A 17,659-nucleotide genomic window follows, 5' to 3' on the forward strand; every position below is an offset into this window, starting at 1 on the left:
GGCCGTCACTCTCCGACCAGCTCCTTCACCTTGGCGACGATATGGGCGCCGATCGGCAGCGCCGAGGTGGCCGCCGGCGACGGCGCGTTGCCCACGTTCACCGTGCGCGGCGTGTTGACGAACAGGAAGTCGTCGACAAGCCGGCCGTCCCGCGAGACCGCCTGGGCGCGCACCCCGGCCGGATAGGGCGTGAGGTCCTCGAGGGTCAGGCTCGGGCAGTACTTGCGCACCAGCTCGAGGTAGCCGCGCTTGTGCAGCGAGTTCTTCATCTCCACGAGCCCCGGGCGCAGGTTCCTGCCCAGCACCCGCAGAATGCCGGGGTCGGTGAACATGCGCGCCAGGTCGATCGGCGAGACGTCGCGCCGGCGGTAGCCCTCGCGCTTGAACGCCAGCACGGCGTTGGGCCCCACGGTGACCGAGCCGTCGATCATGCGCGTCAGGTGCACGCCGAGAAACGGCATCGACGGGTCCGGGATCGGGTAGATCAGGTGATTGACGATGGCGTTGTGCCGCTCGGGCAGCCGGTAGTACTCGCCGCGGAAGGGGCAGATGGTGAAGCCCGGATCCCGGCCCAGCATGCGCACCACCCGGTCGGCCATCAGCCCCGAGCAGGTCACGAGATAGCGCCCGCGGAACTCGCCGGCGGCGGTCGTCACCACCACCTCCTGGCGCCGCTCCTCGAGCCCTTCGACCTCGGCGCCGTAGCGGATCTCGCCGCCCAGGTGCTCGAACTCGGCGGCCATGGCGCGGGTCACGGCGCGATAGTCGACGATCCCGCTGGAGGGCACGAAGATGCCGCCGACGCCGGTGATGTTGGGTTCGCGCTCGGCCAGCGCCTCCGGGCCCAGCCACTCGCGCTCCAGGCCATTGGCCTCGGTGCGCTCCCACAGCGCCTGCATGCGCTGCATCTCCAGGTCGTTGGTGGCCACCAGCAGCTTGCCGCAGCTGTCGTAGGGAATCTCGTGGGCGTCGCAAAAGGCCTTGGTGGCGCGGTTGCCCTCCAGGCAGAAGCGCGCCTTGAGGCTGCCCGGGGTGTAGTAGACCCCGGCATGGATCACGCCGCTGTTGTGGCCGGTCTGGTGACAGGCCGGCTCGCGCTCCTTCTCCAGCACCAGCATCCGGCGGTCCGGATAGGCCTGCTGGAGCTGCATGGCGGTGGACATGCCGAGAATGCCGCCGCCGATGATGATGAAATCGTACATGCCGTCCTCGTTCCTGCTGTAGGGGCGTCCATTAGGCGCGTTTTCCGGAGCCCTCGATAGGCCCCGGACCGGCCCATGGCCCGCGGCGTCTTCAACGCTGACGCGAGCGGCGCAGCGTGGCGGCGTGGGTGAAGTAGCCGCGCTGGCGCATCAGCTCGCGGCGAAGCTCAGGATGCGGCGTGAAACGATCCCGGCCGTGCAGCCAGAAGTGGTTGTTGATCAAAAGGAAGCTGCCCACCGGATTGGGCACCGAGAGGATCCCCGCGCTGCCCTCCAGCGACGCGGACAGATCGCACAGCCAGTTGCCCTCCTCGAAGTCCTTCGGCTGCACGAACTGGTCGATGTAGGACATGACCGGCCGCCCCTCGCGATCCACGTCGAACACCGGATGGAAGACATCCGCGGCGACCTTCTTGCTCGGCGGCGCCGCCCAGCGCATCTCGCGGTGCGCCAGCGGATGGCGATAGAAGCGCTCCAGCTCCTCCCAGTCGTCCAGGTGCAGCAGCAGCGAATCGCCGCCCTGCATGTGCTGCTCGTCGATCTTCATCATCAGCACGTAGTCGGTGTCCTGCTCGACGAAGGTGCCGTCGTTGTGCAGCTCCATCACCCGATGCGGCTGGCGCAGGTAGCTGTCGGACTCGTCGACGTTCCTGACCACGAAGCGCGCATAGAACTGGCCACTCATGGCATCGAAGTTGGAACGCCCCATCAGGTGCGCCACGGCGGTGGCGAACTTGACCATCTCCTCGGCCTGGGCGACGTCGTCCAGGCCCTCGGGCACCACCTGCAGCCCGCCGGTGGCGCGATCCACCAGGCTGTTGATCAGCACCGGCTGCAGGGTGTTGCCGCACAGGTCATCGAGGATCTTCGCCACCCGGAAGCGCAGCATCGACTTGTACTCCAGCGCCTGCACCGGCCAGTCGGCCACGGCCTCGACGAAGGCCTCGACGACCTCGCGGGAGAAGGTCATCTGCAGCAGGCGCGGCGACTGCGCCGACGGCGTCAGGGTGAAGCCCTGCGGGTCGGCGGGCAGCGGCATGGCGAGTTCGGGAATCCGGGTCAGCGCGGTCATCGGGGCTCCAGGGTGTCGAGGATCGATGGATCAAAAATATCTACATTTTTATAAAACATCAACAAAATACCGCCTACCCCACAGGAGCCGCATTGGAGAAGAGTCGAAGCACCAGCAACAAAAAGACCCCGGCCACAGGGCCGGGGTCTCGGTCAGGCGGGCGGCGATATCAGGCCCGTCAGGACGAGGACTGGGCCAGCTCGCGCTGCATCATCCGATCGCTGTAGTCGACGCCGTAACGCGCCCGCGACCAGCCGTAGAGGGCCAGGCCGACCAGCATCCAGCCGGCGAACAGCGCCCACTCGAAGGGCGACAGGGCCGACGGGCTGCCGGGCAGGTAGAGGCCGATCAGCGCCAGGGAGAGGATCACCGACAGCGCCCCCACGGTCTTGCCACGGCGCACCTTGAAGGGTCGCACCAGTTCCGGCTCGCGGCGACGCAGCAGCACGAAGGACAGCGACACGAAGAGGTAGGCGATGACGATGCCCAGCCCGCCGGCGACCACCAGCCACACCAGGGCCGGGCGCCCCAGCAGCGGAGCGGCGGCGGACAGCGCCCCCATCACCAGCACGGCGTTGGTGGGCGTGCGATGCTCCGGGTGCAGCCGGGCCAGGAAGGCCGGCAGCATGCCGGAGTGCGCCAGGGCATAGATCGCCCGGGAACCGCCGATAAAGAAGGCGTTCCAGCTGGTGATGATGCCGGCGATGCCGGCCAGGATCATCAGGTTCTCCGCCCAGGGCGTCTGGAAGACCGCCTGCATGGCCGCCGGCACCGCCAGCGAGCTCTCGGACAGCGCCGCAGGATCCAGCATCAGCGCGGTGCCGAGGATCATGAGCCCGTACCAGAACACCGCCAGCACCACCGAGATCATCAGCACCCGGCCGATCTCCTTGAACGGCAGGTCGATCTCCTCGGCGGCCTGGGGAATGACGTCGAAGCCGACGAACATGAACGGCACCATGATGATCACCGTCATGATGCCGCCGATCACGCCGCCCTCGACGTTGAACAGCGGTTCCATGGTGGTGGTGCTGCCCTCGAACAGCGACCCGGTGATGAACATCACGCCGACCGCCAGGATCAGCAGGGTCACCACCTTCTGCACCAGCGCGGCGGTGCGCACGCCGAGGTAGTTGATCCAGGTCATCGCCAGCGCGCCGACCACGCCGACGGCCACCCAGGTCGCCTTCACGTCCCAGCCGGCGATGGTCCACATCTGTCCCACCGCATAGTCGGGAAACAGATGCTCGACCACGGTGGGCAGCGCCACCGCCTCGAAGGACACCACGCTGACATAGCCCAGGGTGATGGCCCAGGTGCAGAGAAAGGAAGGGAAATGGCCCATGGCGCGATAGCTGTAGACGTGCTCGCCGCCCACCTGGGGCATGGCCGAGGCAAGCTCGGCATAGGTCAGCCCCACCAGCACGATCACCGCGCCACCGATCAGGAACGCCGTGATGGCACCCAGGCTGCCCGCCGACTGAATCCAGTTGCCGGTCATCACGATCCAGCCCCAGCCGATCATCGCGCCGAAGGCCAGGGCCAGCACGTCCTTGCGCGCCAGCACGCGCGAGAGATGCGTTGTATCGCTGTTCATTTTACAGTGTCCTTGAGTCGCGACATGAAACGTTGTATTTATCGAACGATGTTGAAAATAAACAACAATTGCGACGAATTCAAACTCTTTCCCTGGCCAGAGAAGGCCTTGCCTTTGCGGTTTCCGCCATCGAGAAATCTCGTACGCGACACCGGCTCCTCTCCCGACCACTCTCCCCCTTTCGACCACTAGCGAAACGCGTCAAAAGGCTTCATGCTGTAGCGGTCGATTCTGTCCTGTGGAGCATCATGAGCACGGCAAGCTTTTCCAACGCGGAACTCCTCGACCCTCCGCGACGATGCCCTGACCTCGACGTCAGGGACCTGGAACAACGTACGCGCCTCATGCGCATCATCACCCGGCTGATCGCCGTATCGGATCTCGGCAACCGCGAGATCGCCCGCCGCGCGGGCCTGCCCATGCAGAAGATCAGCGACCTCCTCGCCGGCCGCCTGGAGCAGCTCACCCTCGATGAGCTACAGGCACTGCGCAACACCATCGACCACGAACTCACGCCACCCTAGCCGCCCGGCGATCCGCTCGCCCGCGACCAGGGTCCGGGCCGGCCTGTCCGGCCCTCTGCCTCATGGATTCGAGATCAGGGAGATTCCCGATGCGCCACCTCGTGACCGGCCTGCTGCTGGCCGCCTCGCTGCCCGCCCTGGCCGATGGCCAGGCCACCCTCGAGAGCCGCTCAGACCAGGGCAACGCCACCATGGAAGTCAGCTGGGCGGGCGATGACCTGCGCATGGACTTCCCCCAGCAGGCCCAGGCGGGCTTCATGCTGCTCAAGGACGGCAACGGCTACATGGTGACCGAGATGCAGGGCCAGACCCTGGTCATGGACATGGCCCGCCTCAAGCAGATGGCCGAGAGCATGGGCAACGACCAGGCCATGGCCGGGCTGACCAGCCAGCAGGCCGACTCGATCGAGTCCCTCGAGGCCACCGGCGAGCAGGAAACCATCGCCGGCCTGGAAGGCGAGGTCTACCAGCTGGCCTGGACCGACAAGGCCGGCAACGCCCACGACGATACCCTGGTGCTGAGCGACGACGATCAGGTCCGCGAGCTGATGAGCGCCTTCCACGCCTACCAGCGGACCATGACCGGCGAGCCCGACCCGATCGCCACGGCGCTGGAGGAAGAAGGACTCGGCATGCTGCGCTTCGGCGACCGCTTCCGGATCGCCTCGCTGTCCGACGAGACGCCGGCCGCCTCGGCCTTCGAGCTGCCCGAGAACGCCATGACCTTCGACGACATGATGGGCGACGCCCTCTCGCAGTAAGCGCGGCCGCCACCGGGCTTTGCCTTACCGGCCCGCCACGAACGACGCCGCCCCTCGGGGCGGCGTCGTCGTGTCTGGCGTGTGGCGACGCTAGTCGGCCCGGTCGGTCACCGCCCCGGTCGAGGCGGAGCTCACCGTGCGCGCGTACTTGGCCAGCACCCCGCGGGTGTAGCGCGGCGCCGGCCGCTGCCAGGCCGCGCGGCGGCGTTCGAGTTCCTCGACGGTGAGCGCGACATTGATGGTGTCGGCCTCGGCGTCGAGGGTGATGGTGTCGCCGTCCTCGACCAGCGCCAACGGGCCGCCGTCGAAGGCCTCTGGCGTCACGTGGCCGACCACGAAGCCGTGGCTGCCGCCGGAGAAGCGGCCGTCGGTGATCAGGGCCACCTCGCTGCCGAGCCCGCGCCCCATGATCGCCGAGGTCGGGGTGAGCATCTCGCGCATGCCGGGCCCGCCGCGGGGCCCCTCGTAGCGGATCACCACCACGTCGCCGGCCACCACGCTGCCGTCGTTGATGCGCGCCTGGGCCTCCTCCTCGGAGCCGAACACCCGGGCCGTGCCCGAGAAGCGGGTGCCCTCCTTGCCGGTGATCTTGGCCACCGCCCCCTCCGGGGCCAGGTTGCCGTGCAGCACGCGCAGGTGGCTCTGGGCCTTCAGCGGCGCCTCGAGGGGCGCGATGATCACCTGGTCCTCGGGATAGGGCGCCACCTTGGCCAGGTTCTCGGCCAGCGTGGCGCCGGTCACGGTCAGGCAGTCGCCGTGCAAGAGCCCGGCGTCGAGCAGGGTCTTCATCAGCGGCTGGATGCCGCCGATCTCGACCAGCTCGCTCATCATGTACTGGCCGCTGGGGCGCAGGTCGGCGAGCACCGGCACCCGCTTGCCGATCGCGGTGAAGTCGTCGAGGGTGATCGACACGCCGATGGCGTCGGCCATGGCGATCAGGTGCAGCACCGCATTGGTGGAGCCGCCCAGGGCGATCACCACGGTGATGGCGTTCTCGAAGGCCTCGCGGGTCATGATGTCCGAGGGCGTGATGTCGCGCTCGAGCAGCGTCAGCACCGCCTCCCCCGCCGCCCGGCTGTCGTCGCGCTTGTTGCGCGACACGGCGTTCTGCGCCGAGCTGCCGGGCAGGCTCATGCCCAGCGCCTCGATGGCCGAGGCCATGGTGTTGGCGGTGTACATGCCGCCGCAGGAACCGGGCCCGGGAATCGCCGTCTCCTCGATCCGCTTGACGTCGATGAGGTCGAGATCGCCGCGGCTGTGGGCGCCCATGGCCTCGAACACCGAGACGATGTCGGTGTGCCCCTCGCCGGGCAGGATGGTGCCGCCGTAGACGAAGACACTGGGCCGGTCGAGCCGTGCCAGGCCGATCAGGCAGCCGGGCATGTTCTTGTCGCAGCCGCCGATGGCCACCAGGCCATCGAAGCCCTCGCAGCCGGCCACCGTCTCGATGGAATCGGCGATCACCTCCCGCGACACCAGCGAGTACTTCATGCCCTCGGTGCCGTTGGCGATGCCGTCGGAGATGGTGATGGTGTTGAAGATCACGCCCTTGCCGCCGGCCGCATCGGCGCCGGCGCTGGCCTGCTCGGCCAGCTCGCCGATATGGCTGTTGCAGGGCGTGACGCGGCTCCAGGTGGAGGCGATGCCCACCTGGGGCCGGGTGAAGTCGTCGTCATTGAAGCCTACCGCGCGCAGCATGGCACGGCTGGCCGACTTGCCGACGCCGTCCACCACCGGGGCGGAATGGCGACGGCGTGGATCCTGTGGCGTATCACTCATGGCACGGCTCCTTCGTCAGGTCGGGATGACCCTCAGAGGGTGGCGGTCATCCGCCGGCCTGGCAACCGTTCAGGCCGTGCGCCGCACCGCGGCCGGGCGCCACCAGGCCACCAGCAGCGCCACCGCGCTGGAGGCCAGGAGCGCGCCGAGGAACGGCGGCAGGGTCGGCACCCCACCGGGGAAGCTCGCCGCCAGCAGGCCGTCGAGGGCACTGCCCGAGGCGACCCAGCCCGGCAGCACCGCCCCGGCCAGCCCGGCGAGGCCGCCGGCCAGCGCCGCCGCGGCGCTCATCCGCGCCCACAGCCCCAGCAGCACCGGCACCACGATGGCCGCGCACAAGAGATCGGCGATCAGGAACAGCCGCAGCACCGAGAGCCCCTGCAGGGCGATCGCCACCACCGGCACCATCAGCGCCACGGTGACCAGCCGCGCCGCCCTGAGCGACAGGCCGCGGCGGCCGCTGCCGGCCACCACCAGCGAGGCGATGCCGTTCTGCAGGGTATCGACGCTGGAGGCCACCAGCGTCACCGCCAGCACCAGCGCCGGCAGCGCCAGCCAGCCCGGCGCCTCGGCGAGCAGCGCGAAGAACGGGATCGGCGGCTCGCCCAGCGACACCCCCGCCATGGCGGCCAGCATGCCGAGGCCGCCGACCACCGCCACCACCAGCACGGTGACGGCCCCGCCCAGCCAGGCGCCGCGTCCCAGCGCCCGGTCGTCCCGGGCCGCCCACACCCGCTGCCAGTAGCCCTGGTGGAAGAGGTTGGCCGCGGTCACCGCGATCACCAGCGTCAGCGCCACGGACAGGGCGTCAGCGGCGGGAATCGACGGCAGCGCGGCCTCGGCCGGCAGCTCCGGCAGCCGGGCCAGCGCCACGCCGCCCACCAGCAGCAGCAGGGCCAGCAGCAGCCAGGCCTGCCAGCGATCGGTGGCCAGGCTCGCGCGCAGCCCGCCCAGCGCGGTGTAGAGCAGGGTCGCCGCCGCCACGCCGACCACCACCAGCGCCACCGGCACGTCCGACAGCAGCCCGGTGATGGCGCCGATGGCGGTCAGCTCGGCGGCCAGGAAGCAGCCCATGTACAGCACCGAGACCAGCGCCACCCAGCGGCGGATGCCGGCGCCGAAGCAGGCCTCGGCGTACTCGCCGATGCTGCGTCCCTCGGGCAGGCGACGGCGGATGGCCGGGCCGAAGGCGCCGAGCACGATGAACGGCAGCGCCGAGCCGATGGCATAGCCGGCCAGGCCCAGCGGGCCGACGAAGGCGCCGATCTCGGGCGGCGCGAAGAGGATCCAGGCGCCCATGCCGGAGGCCAGGAAGGAGAGCCCCAGGGTCGGGGCCGACTGGGAGTTGCGGGCGGTGACGTAGTCGTCGAGCGGACCGTCCGCCCGACGGGCACGCAGGCCCAGCACGGTGAAACACAAAAGCGCCGCGCCAAGCACGGCTGACGTCAGATAAGGCATGTCGCACTTCCTCCGCCGGCATGAACCGGATCAGGTTCCAGGGTCAGCGACGCACGCTCTCTCAGCCCCGCCGATGCCGGCGAGACTCCCCTGGCGACAGTGAATGAATGGTGGTGGCGATCCTCAAGACAGGGCCAACATGGCCGATATCCGGATAGCCGCGCCAGCATGACACATCCTTCCCGCCATTCGAACAACCAGCCCGGACCCCGCCATGCCGTTTACCGAAGCCAAGGAACACGCCCCCGGTTGCTTGCACCGGATCTTCGCCGAGCCCTACGCCGCCTTCGCCAACGGCGTCCCCGAGCGCCAGCTGCATCTGCGCGTCGCCCTCCAGGCCCTGCTGGAGGCGCCGATGCGCGAGGGGCGACTGACGCTCAGGGTGATCCACGGCTGGGAGAACGGCGTCTGCGCGCCAGAGGACCTGCGCCACAGCGACCATCCGCTGCGCACGATGGCCGACCTGCACGCCGCGGCCGAGCGCTACCGGCAGGCCGTCGAGGCGCTGGCGCCGCTGCCCGGCGAGGCCGCCACCCTGCTCGCCGCACCGCTGGCCTCGGCCATCCACGGCGCCGAGACCGAGGGTCACGAGATCGACGCCGAGACCCGCGCCAACCCGGCCCGCTGGCCGGCGTTTCCCCGGGGGCTGTCGCTCTATACCTTCTTCAAGGTCTACCACCGCCTGACCTACGGCGAGGACGAGGCCTACCGCTCGATCCGCTGCGAGACGCCCGGAGGCCTCCGCGAGATCCACGAATTTCATCTTGAGGAAGGCGAGTTCGCCGTGGTCCGCCCCGCCGGCGACGCTCCCGGCGAGAGCCACCTGCTGCTGCACGAGAGCCAGCTGGCGCCGGTGGGCGAGCTGCTGGAGATGGCCCTAATCCGCTCCTAGGCGATACCGGAGCGGGGCCTCAGGAGGAGGCAAAAGCCTCCCTGGAAGGGGCCAGGATCGCCTGAGGCGTCATTGATCTTTAGCGCTTCGGAGGCGACCAGCGGCCCCTATTCACCGCTGCCGTTCAAGGCAACAGCAGCTTCGCGGTGAGGTTGAGGGTGTCCGAGGCGCTCACTCCCTCGTCGTAGAAGTTGTGCTCATAGCTGGCCGTGAACTGCACCGGATACTCCCGAATCCTCACCAGCTTGTTGAGCGCAACGCCCAGCGGCAGGCTCACCCAGTCATGCTGCTCCCAGTCATAGGTGATCGACATGTCGGAGGCCCCCGCCGACCAGCCATTCCCGAGGCTGTAGTTCACGATCGGCTGCACGATCGAGATATTCACGTCGCGGTAGTCGTCGTCTCCCGCCACCGTGAACACGTTCTGATTGAACAGCCCCCATATCCCCCAGGGTTGGCTGGCCACGAAGCCCACTGCGGGACCGAGACCCCATTTTTCGGCGCTCAGGTCGTCTTCCCCGGTCGGCAACAGCGCTACCGCACCGACGCCGAATCGCCCCCATGAGCGGTCGAAGGTCACCAGGTTGAACAGCGTCATGTCGGACCATCCGCTCGAGTCATTCGGCGAGTCGGTCACGTAAGGTGCGGTGAGTCGGAAGATGTTGCTGTAGTCACCCAGCGAGAACGGAATGGCGGCGCGGAACTGCAGGCGGTTTCCGTCCTCGTCGTCGAGGTTGTGGTACCGGTACGTGTAGAAGTCCTGCAGCTGGAAGGCCATGACGGAGGCCGTCGGATCGTTGGCTTCCGAGCCCAGTCCATCCTGTTGTGCGCTGGCTACCTCCAGGGGAAGCAAGGTCGAGAAGGTAGCGATCACCAGCTTGTTAAGTGCAGACATCCGTGACTCCCTGACTCTAGTTGTCGTCCCTGAGCCCTGGCAGGCGCGCACCGAAAGAGCCGCGCACTGAGCTCTCAGCGCGGGGCATCATCTCCACTCCCTGACATCGAAGCCGTCACTGCCGCGAGACCCTGATGCGCACGGGTTCGCCTGGCTCGCCGGCGAAGGGATCGACATGCTCCATGCTGGTGAACAGCAGCTTACCGTCGTGAACGATGCGGGCCCGCACGCCATAGGTCATGCGCTCATCGATGGCCGAGGGGGCATAGACCAGCCGGAACGGATAGGGTGGCTGGTCCCCGTCGACCACGTGGGTGTAGTCGGTAATGACGGTGGCGGGAGCATCCGCGCGGGACTGATCCTCCAGGGTCACGATGACCTCGGCCCCCGGCGGCAGCGCCATGCGCTCCCGATACCACACCTCGCCGCTGATGACCCTCATCAGGGAGTTGTCCGGCTGCTGCATCGACTGCTCCCCCGCCCTCTGTTGCTGGCTGCATGCCGCCAGCAACAGGACGAAAACGCCGATCATCCAAGGGCCGATCACTGCCGCGATTCCATTTTTCGATCTCATTGATGACTCCTTCATGTACTAGGGCGGAGAGAAGACTCGACACCGCTGGCCGCGTCACCCCGGATAGGCCCGTGACGCCAAGGCGGGTTCATTCCAGTTCGATACCACCTCAAGGTAGCAAGGTTTCGGCGTCCCGGTAGGGCGAGCGGGAGGCCTGACATGACCCAGGGCATGGAATCTCCCAGGCGCCAAACGCCGTACCGTCTACCGGGCAAGCCGCCCCAACCGCAACGGCCCCGCCTCTCTCGAGACGGGGCCGTCGCTCACCGCCGAGCGGGAGGGGATCAGCTCAGCGAGATGGTGCTGTTGATGCCGCCGGAGACGTTCTCGGGCTCGAACCAGCGGGCGGTGACGGTCTTGGTCTGGGTCCAGAAGGCGATGGCCTGCTTGCCGTTGGGGCCCAGGTCGCCGAGCTTGGAGGCCCGCGAGCCGGTGAAGCTGAAGTAGGCCACCGGCACCGGGATCGGCACGTTGATGCCCACCTGGCCGACGTCGATCTCGGTCTCGAAGCGCCGCGCCACCCAGCCGGAGTTGGTGAAGATCGAGGTGCCGTTGCCGTTGGGGTTGGCGTTGATGAAGGCGATCGCCTCGTCGAGGGTCTCCACGCTCACCACGCACAGCACCGGGCCGAAGATCTCCTCGCGGTAGATGGCCATCTCCGCGGTCACGTCGCTGAACAGGGTCGGGCCGACGAAGTTGCCGTCCGGATAGCCCTCGACCTCGCAGCCGCGGCCGTCGACCAGCAGCCGGGCGCCTTCCTTCTCGCCGGTGGCGATCAGGTCCTCCACCCGCGCCTGGGCGGCCGGCGAGACCAGCGGGCCGAGGTCGGCGTCGCGCTGGGTGCCGGGGCCGACCTTCATGTGGCGAGCGGCCTCGGCCAGCTCGTCCAGCCACTCGCGGGCCTCGCCCACCAGCACCACCACCGAGTTGGCCATGCAGCGCTGGCCGGCGGCGCCGAAGGCGGAGCCCAGCAGGTTGTTGATGGCCTGGCTGCGGTTGGCGTCGGGCATCACCACGCAGTGGTTCTTGGCCCCCATCATCGCCTGGGCGCGCTTGCCGGCCTCGGAGGCGCGGCGATAGAGCTGGGTGCCGACGTGGGTCGAGCCGATGAACGACATCGCCTTGATGTCCGGGTGGTCGCAGAGGCGGTTGGCCACGTCCGGGCCGCCGTGCACCACGTTGAGCACGCCGTCCGGCACGCCGGCCTCGTGGGCCAGCTCGACCAGCCGCATGGTCGAGCTCGGATCCTGCTCGGAGGGCTTGAGCACGAAGGTGTTGCCGGTGGCGATGGCCAGCGGGAACATGAAGCACGGCAGCATGATCGGGAAGTTGAAGGCGGTGATCCCGGCGCCGACGCCCAGGGGCTGGTTGAGGGTGTAGACGTCGACCTCGGTGGCGGCGTTCTCGGCCAGCTCGCCGAGCTGCAGCGAGGTGATCGAGCAGGCGTGTTCCACCACCTCGAGCCCGCGCCCTACCTCGCCGGCGGCGTCGGGCAGGGTCTTGCCGTGCTCCTCGGTGATCAGCGCGGCCAGCTCCTCGGTGTGCTCGCGGATCAGCGCCTGTAGCCGCAGCATGATGCGCTGACGCTTGGCCAGCGGGGTGCGGCGCCATTCGAAGAAGGCGGCCCTGGCGCTGGCCACGGCACGATCGACCTCCTCGACGGTGCAGAACGGCACCCGGGCGACCACCTCCTGGGTGGCCGGATTGAGCACGTCGCGCCATTCCTGGCTCTGCGAGGTGACGGCCTGGCCATCGATATACAGCGGGATCTCTCTGACGGACATCTAGCGGCTCCTTGGCGACCCCGGGAAAGGCTTCCTGCCCTCCCCGGGCCCGCGGTTTGTGATTGTTATCCGAGGTCCGGCCCCGTCGAGGCCTCGATGGGGGCGGATCGAGAACGACGAAACGCTCATGCAGGCTCACGATTACCGAGCCATCGAGTGTAGGTAGGCCGCAAATCGCCAGGCAACCGGGGGGCGACCAATGGACGAGTCGCCGCCTCGCGGAACGCCGGCGCCCTCTCATCGTCGAAAGACGATAAAGGTTTGCTATCAATGTCTTCGGGAAAGAAAAATGGCGGTCTCTTTTGCCGCCACTAAACTGGGTGGAAAGGCTGGAACCCGCTCGAAAACGGCGCTGTCGATGATCGATGACGGACCAGCGACACGACCTCTGCTCGTCAGGAGCAGCACAACACGCGATCGAAGGAGAGCAAGATGGGTGACGCTACTCAGCAAGGCGGAGCAGGAAAGTGCCCGGTCATGCATGGCGGGATGACCGAGACCGGCGACTCGGTCATGGATTGGTGGCCGAATGCCCTGAATCTCGACATCCTGCATCAGCACGATACCAAGACCAACCCGCTGGGTGCCGACTTCGACTACCGTGAAGAGCTCAAGAAGCTGGACGTCGAGGCGCTGAAGAACGACCTGCGCCAGCTGATGAACGACAGCCAGGACTGGTGGCCGAGCGACTGGGGGTCCTACGTCGGCATGTTCGCCCGCGTCGCCTGGCATGCCGCCGGCTCCTACCGCCTGGCCGATGGCCGCGGCGGCGGCGGCACCGGCAACCAGCGCTTCGCGCCGCTGAACTCCTGGCCGGACAACGTCAACACCGACAAGGGCCGCCGCCTGCTGTGGCCGATCAAGAAGAAGTACGGCAACAAGATCTCCTGGGCCGACCTCATCATCCTGTCGGGCACCATCGCCTACGAACAGGCCGGCCTGAAGACCTTCGGCTTCGCCTTCGGTCGCGAGGACATCTGGCACCCCGAGAAGGACACCTACTGGGGCGCCGAGAAGGAATGGCTCGCCCCCTCCGACGAGCGCTACGACGACGTCGACCAGCCAGAGACCATGGAAAACCCGCTGGCCGCCGTGCAGATGGGCCTGATCTACGTGAACCCGGAAGGCGTCAACGGTCAGCCCGACCCGCTGAAGACCGCCGCCCAGGTGCGCGAGACCTTCGCCCGCATGGCGATGAACGACGAGGAGACCGCGGCGCTGACCGCCGGCGGCCACACCATCGGCAAGTGCCACGGCAACGGCAACGCGGACGATCTCTCCGAGGATCCGGAAGCGGCGGACGTCGAATACCAGGGCATCGGCTGGATGAACACCAAGGGCCGCGGCATCGGTCGTGACACCGTGGTGTCCGGCATCGAGGGCGCCTGGACCAGCCACCCGACCCAGTGGGACATGGGCTGGTTCGAGATGCTCTTCGGCTACGAGTGGGAGCTCAAGAAGTCGCCGGCCGGCGCCTGGCAGTGGATGCCCATCGACATCCGCGAGGAGCACATGCCCGCCGACGTGGAAGACCCGTCGATCAAGTGCCTGCCGATCATGACCGACGCCGACATGGCGATGAAGATGGATCCGGCCTACAACGCGATCTGTCAGAAGTTCATGGCCGACCCGGAGTACTTCTCCGAGACCTTCGCCCGCGCCTGGTTCAAGCTGACCCACCGCGACATGGGCCCCAAGGCCTGCTATCTCGGCCCGGACGTGCCGCAGGAAGACCTGATCTGGCAGGACCCCGTGCCGGCCGGCGAGACCCAGTACGACATCGGCCACCTGAAGGCCAAGATCGCGGCCGCAGGCCTGCCGATGGCCGATCTGATCGCCACCGCCTGGGACAGCGCCCGCACCTTCCGCGGTTCCGACAAGCGCGGCGGCGCCAACGGCGCCCGCATCCGCCTGGCGCCGCAGAAGGACTGGGCCGGCAACGAGCCCGAGCGCCTGGCCAAGGTGCTGTCCGTGCTCGAGCCGCTGGCCGAAGAGGCCGGTGCCTCGATCGCCGACACCATCGTGCTGGCCGGTAACGTCGGCGTGGAACAGGCCGCCAAGGCCGCCGGCACCGAGATCTCCGTGCCCTTCTCGCCGGGACGCGGCGATGCCAGCGACGAGATGACCGACGCCGACAGCTTCGAGGCGCTCGAGCCGCTCGCCGACGGTTTCCGCAACTGGCAGAAGCAGGACTATGTCGTCGCCTCCGAGGAGATGCTGCTCGACCGCGCCCAGCTGCTGGGCCTCACCGCGCCGGAAATGACCGTGCTGGTCGGCGGCATGCGGGTCCTCGGCACCAACCACGGCGGCACCCAACACGGCGTGTTCACCGACCGCGTGGGCCAGCTGACCAACGACTTCTTCGTCAACCTGACCGACATGGCCTACAGCTGGAAACCCGCGGACAAGGGGCTCTACGAGATCCGCGACCGCAAGACCGACCAGGTGAAGTGGACCGCCACCCGCACCGATCTGGTGTTCGGCTCCAACTCCATCCTGCGCGCCTACGCCGAGGTCTACGCCCAGGACGACAGCCAGGCCAAGTTCGTCGAGGACTTCGTGGCCGCCTGGACCAAGGTGATGAACGCCGATCGCTTCGATCTGGCCTGATCGCCTCTCGCCGCCGCGCCCGCGGCGGCCCATGAAGACATCGCGCCGGCCCTCGTGGCCGGCGCGCTTCGTTGGTCCGCCCCCTTGCCCCTTGCCCCTCACCCCTCACCCCTCGCCCGCGGGCGCCTGGGCCGCCTCGGGCGGGCGACGCCTCGACCACCGGACCAAAGGACATTAGACGGTAGTATCAGATCCGCCTAGGCTGACCCCTTCATCGTGTCATCGCCCAGGAGCCGCCCCGTCATGTCGTCCGTTCTCGGTGTCGTTCTGCCCATCTTCGGCCTGATCCTGGCGGGCTACCTGTGCCGCCGCACCGGCCGGCTGGGCGAGACCGCCGCCGCCGAACTCAACCGCTTCGTGGTCTGGCTGTGCCTGCCGGCGCTGCTGTTCCGCACCACGGCCAGCGCCCGCTGGGAAGAGATCTGGCATCCGGGCTTCATCGCCGCCGTGACCCTGCCGACGCTGCTGCTGTTCGCGGTCACCGTGGGCTATCGCCTGCGCGGCCGGCGCCGGCTGGTCGACGCCAGCATCGACGGCCTCGGCGCCGCCTACGCCAACACCGGCTACGTGGGCATCCCGCTGAGCCTGCTGGTACTGGGCGAGGCGGGCCTGGCACCGGCGCTGGTCGCCACCCTCATCGTGGTCTGCGTGCTGTTCGCCATCGCCGTCGTCTGCATCGAGATCGGCCTGCAGGACGAGCCCTCCTTCGCCCGAGCACTCGGCAAGGTGTTCAAGGCCCTGTCCAGGAACCCGCTGGTGGTGTCGCCGCTGCTGGGCGCGCTGTGGGCGCTCGGCGGCCCGTCGCTGGCCGGCCCCTTCGACGACTTCCTGCGCCTGCTGGGCGATGCCACCACGCCCTGCGCCCTGGTCTCGCTGGGCCTGTTCCTGGCCCAGAAGCAGAGCGGCTCCGCCGAGGGCGCCTGGGGGCTGGTCGGCCTCAAGCTGCTGGTGCATCCGCTGCTCACCTGGGTGCTGGCGTTCCACGTCTTCGCGCTGCCGCCGCTGTGGGCCAAGTCGGCGCTGCTGATGAGCGCGCTGCCCACCGGCACCGGGCCCTACATGCTGGCGGAGTTCTACGGGCGCGAGGCGGCGGTCGTCTCGCGCACCGTGCTGCTCTCGACGCTGGGCTCGGTGGTAACGCTGTCACTGTGCCTCTACTGGCTCTAGCGGCAGTAGAGGCGACGTGATCCGTGTCGGCGATATCACCCGGAGGCGGGAGGCCGGCGCTGCCGGTGATAGAGGCCCGCCGATGCCTCGAGCGTCAAGGACGCCCGGCGAACATTCATGCAATTGCTGCAAGCATCAATTGGGATGAATTCGATTCATCTTGAAGCCGGAAAACCTTCATTGGTGACGGGGCCTGAACGACTGCCAGAATGCGGCCTGACTCCAGACACCTGCCACCGCGGAGGCATGCATCCATGGCACACGACCTGATCACCCAACGACTCGACCGGGGCCCCCTCATCTGTGCCGAGGGCTTCCTGTTCGAGCTTGAACGGCGCGGCTATCTCTCCGCCGGCGAGTTCGTTCCCGAAGTGGCATTGCTGCGCCCGGACGCGCTGGAAACGCTGCACCGGGACTTCCAGCATGCGGGGTCAGACGTGGTTCAGGCCTTCACCTACAACGGCCACCGCGAAAAAATGAAGGTCATCGGCAAGGAGGATCTGCTGGAACCGCTGAATCGGGCCGCGTTGAGGATTGCCCGCAAGGTGGCCGATGAGAAGGCCGGCAACCTGATGGCCGGCAACATCTCCAACAGCAACGTCTGGGACCCCGAGGATCCGGCCTCGCAGCAGAGCGTGCGCGACATGTTCGACGAGATGGTGCAGTGGGCCGTCGAGGAAGGCGCCGACTTCATCATCGCGGAAACCTTCTACTATGCCGGAGAAGCCGAGGCGGCCCTGGAGGCGATCAAGGCCAAGGGGCTGCCCGCCGTCGTCACCCTGGCGCCGATGGCCGAGGATCGCATGATCGATGGCCCCGGCATCGTGGAAACCTGCCTCGCCCTGGAGCAGAAGGGCGCCAGCGTGGTCGGCCTGAACTGCTTCAGAGGCCCGGATACCATGCGGCCCTGGATCCAGCGGATTCGCGATGCCGTGGCCTGCCATGTAGCGGCGCTGCCGGTCACCTATCGTACCACCGAGCAGGAGCCGACCTTCTTCAACCTCTCCGACCAGCAGGGATGCGGCTGCCCGGCGCCCCATGGACGCCCCTTCCCGACCGCCCTGGATCCGCTGTTCTGCAACCGCTACGAACTCGGCGCCTTTGCTCGCGACGTTCATGCCCAGGGGGTCAACTACCTCGGCGTCTGCTGCGGCGCATCGCCGATGCACGTGCGTGAGGTCGCCATGGCGGTGGGACGCGAACCGGAAGCCGCCCAGTTTGCGGAGCGCATGGAGAACCACTTCATGTACGGCTCCCATGATCGCCTGCCGGACCACATCGCCGCCCTGGGGGAAAAGGCCTGAAGGGGCCGCTACCCTGAACCTGCGTACGGCAGCCAAGGAA

14 protein-coding genes and 1 riboswitch are annotated in these 17,659 nt (G+C 68.0%); of the genes, 6 read left to right on the forward strand and 8 right to left on the reverse strand.

Features of this window, described 5'->3' with window-relative positions; genetic code table 11:
- Positions 1-5: 5 nt before the first annotated feature.
- The 3 genes from lhgO to UYS_RS0212285 all read right to left on the reverse strand — a co-directional run bounded on the left by lhgO (position 6) and on the right by UYS_RS0212285 (position 3,871).
- Complete coding sequence (gene lhgO / locus UYS_RS0212275) at positions 6-1,202, reverse strand: L-2-hydroxyglutarate oxidase (RefSeq protein ID WP_016855814.1); 1,197 nt, start codon at positions 1,200-1,202, stop codon at positions 6-8.
- A 91-nt stretch (positions 1,203-1,293) separates the two neighbouring features.
- The gene (glaH, locus tag UYS_RS0212280; RefSeq protein ID WP_016855815.1) at positions 1,294-2,274 is read right to left on the reverse strand and encodes a glutarate dioxygenase GlaH; all 981 of its coding nucleotides are present in this window, start codon (positions 2,272-2,274) and stop codon (positions 1,294-1,296) included.
- 178 nt (positions 2,275-2,452) lie between these two features.
- Positions 2,453-3,871, reverse strand: coding sequence for an APC family permease (locus tag UYS_RS0212285; RefSeq protein ID WP_016855816.1), 1,419 nt, complete (start codon positions 3,869-3,871; stop codon positions 2,453-2,455).
- A gap of 248 nt (positions 3,872-4,119) precedes the next feature.
- On the opposite strand from UYS_RS0212285, the gene UYS_RS0212290 reads away from it, so the two are divergent.
- Entirely contained in the window at positions 4,120-4,395 is a 276-nt protein-coding gene (locus UYS_RS0212290; RefSeq protein ID WP_026068532.1) for an XRE family transcriptional regulator, read from the forward strand.
- A gap of 89 nt (positions 4,396-4,484) precedes the next feature.
- Positions 4,485-5,156: a hypothetical protein gene (locus UYS_RS0212295; RefSeq protein WP_016855818.1), complete on the forward strand. Its 672-nt coding sequence runs from the start codon at positions 4,485-4,487 to the stop codon at positions 5,154-5,156.
- 90 nt (positions 5,157-5,246) lie between these two features.
- Here UYS_RS0212295 and ilvD read toward each other — a convergent pair whose 3' ends face one another.
- Positions 5,247-6,935: a dihydroxy-acid dehydratase gene (ilvD, locus tag UYS_RS0212300; RefSeq protein ID WP_016855819.1), complete on the reverse strand. Its 1,689-nt coding sequence runs from the start codon at positions 6,933-6,935 to the stop codon at positions 5,247-5,249.
- A gap of 69 nt (positions 6,936-7,004) precedes the next feature.
- Positions 7,005-8,393, reverse strand: coding sequence for an SLC5/6 family protein (locus UYS_RS0212305; protein ID WP_016855820.1), 1,389 nt, complete (start codon positions 8,391-8,393; stop codon positions 7,005-7,007).
- Positions 8,383-8,495, reverse strand: a riboswitch (TPP riboswitch). It overlaps the preceding gene by 11 nt.
- A gap of 112 nt (positions 8,496-8,607) precedes the next feature.
- Here UYS_RS0212305 and UYS_RS0212310 point away from each other — a divergent pair.
- A complete protein-coding gene (locus tag UYS_RS0212310) occupies positions 8,608-9,285 on the forward strand; it encodes a hypothetical protein (RefSeq protein ID WP_026068533.1) in 678 nt (225 codons plus the stop codon).
- 124 nt (positions 9,286-9,409) lie between these two features.
- Here the strand turns inward: UYS_RS0212310 and UYS_RS0212315 are convergent, their stop codons facing one another.
- The 3 genes from UYS_RS0212315 to UYS_RS0212325 all read right to left on the reverse strand — a co-directional run bounded on the left by UYS_RS0212315 (position 9,410) and on the right by UYS_RS0212325 (position 12,538).
- Entirely contained in the window at positions 9,410-10,180 is a 771-nt protein-coding gene (locus tag UYS_RS0212315; protein WP_016855822.1) for a hypothetical protein, read from the reverse strand.
- A 115-nt stretch (positions 10,181-10,295) separates the two neighbouring features.
- Positions 10,296-10,646, reverse strand: a complete 351-nt coding sequence (locus UYS_RS17385; RefSeq protein WP_016855823.1) for a YbaY family lipoprotein — start codon at positions 10,644-10,646, stop codon at positions 10,296-10,298.
- Positions 10,647-11,038: 392 nt separating this feature from the next.
- Complete coding sequence (locus UYS_RS0212325) at positions 11,039-12,538, reverse strand: CoA-acylating methylmalonate-semialdehyde dehydrogenase (protein WP_016855824.1); 1,500 nt, start codon at positions 12,536-12,538, stop codon at positions 11,039-11,041.
- Between the two features lie 432 nt (positions 12,539-12,970).
- Between UYS_RS0212325 and katG the strand changes: the two genes are divergently transcribed.
- The 3 genes from katG (at position 12,971) to UYS_RS0212340 (ending at position 17,619) form a co-directional block, all read left to right on the forward strand.
- Complete coding sequence (gene katG, locus UYS_RS0212330) at positions 12,971-15,148, forward strand: catalase/peroxidase HPI (RefSeq protein ID WP_026068535.1); 2,178 nt, start codon at positions 12,971-12,973, stop codon at positions 15,146-15,148.
- Between the two features lie 243 nt (positions 15,149-15,391).
- Complete coding sequence (locus UYS_RS0212335) at positions 15,392-16,315, forward strand: AEC family transporter (RefSeq protein WP_016855826.1); 924 nt, start codon at positions 15,392-15,394, stop codon at positions 16,313-16,315.
- A gap of 254 nt (positions 16,316-16,569) precedes the next feature.
- Positions 16,570-17,619 carry a homocysteine S-methyltransferase family protein gene (locus UYS_RS0212340; RefSeq protein WP_016855827.1) on the forward strand — a complete coding sequence of 350 codons (1,050 nt, stop codon included), beginning with the start codon at positions 16,570-16,572 and terminating at the stop codon, positions 17,617-17,619.
- Positions 17,620-17,659 lie beyond the last annotated feature (40 nt).

The sequence above is a fragment of the Halomonas smyrnensis AAD6 genome (genome assembly GCF_000265245.1).
GTDB lineage: Bacteria > Pseudomonadota > Gammaproteobacteria > Pseudomonadales > Halomonadaceae > Halomonas > Halomonas smyrnensis.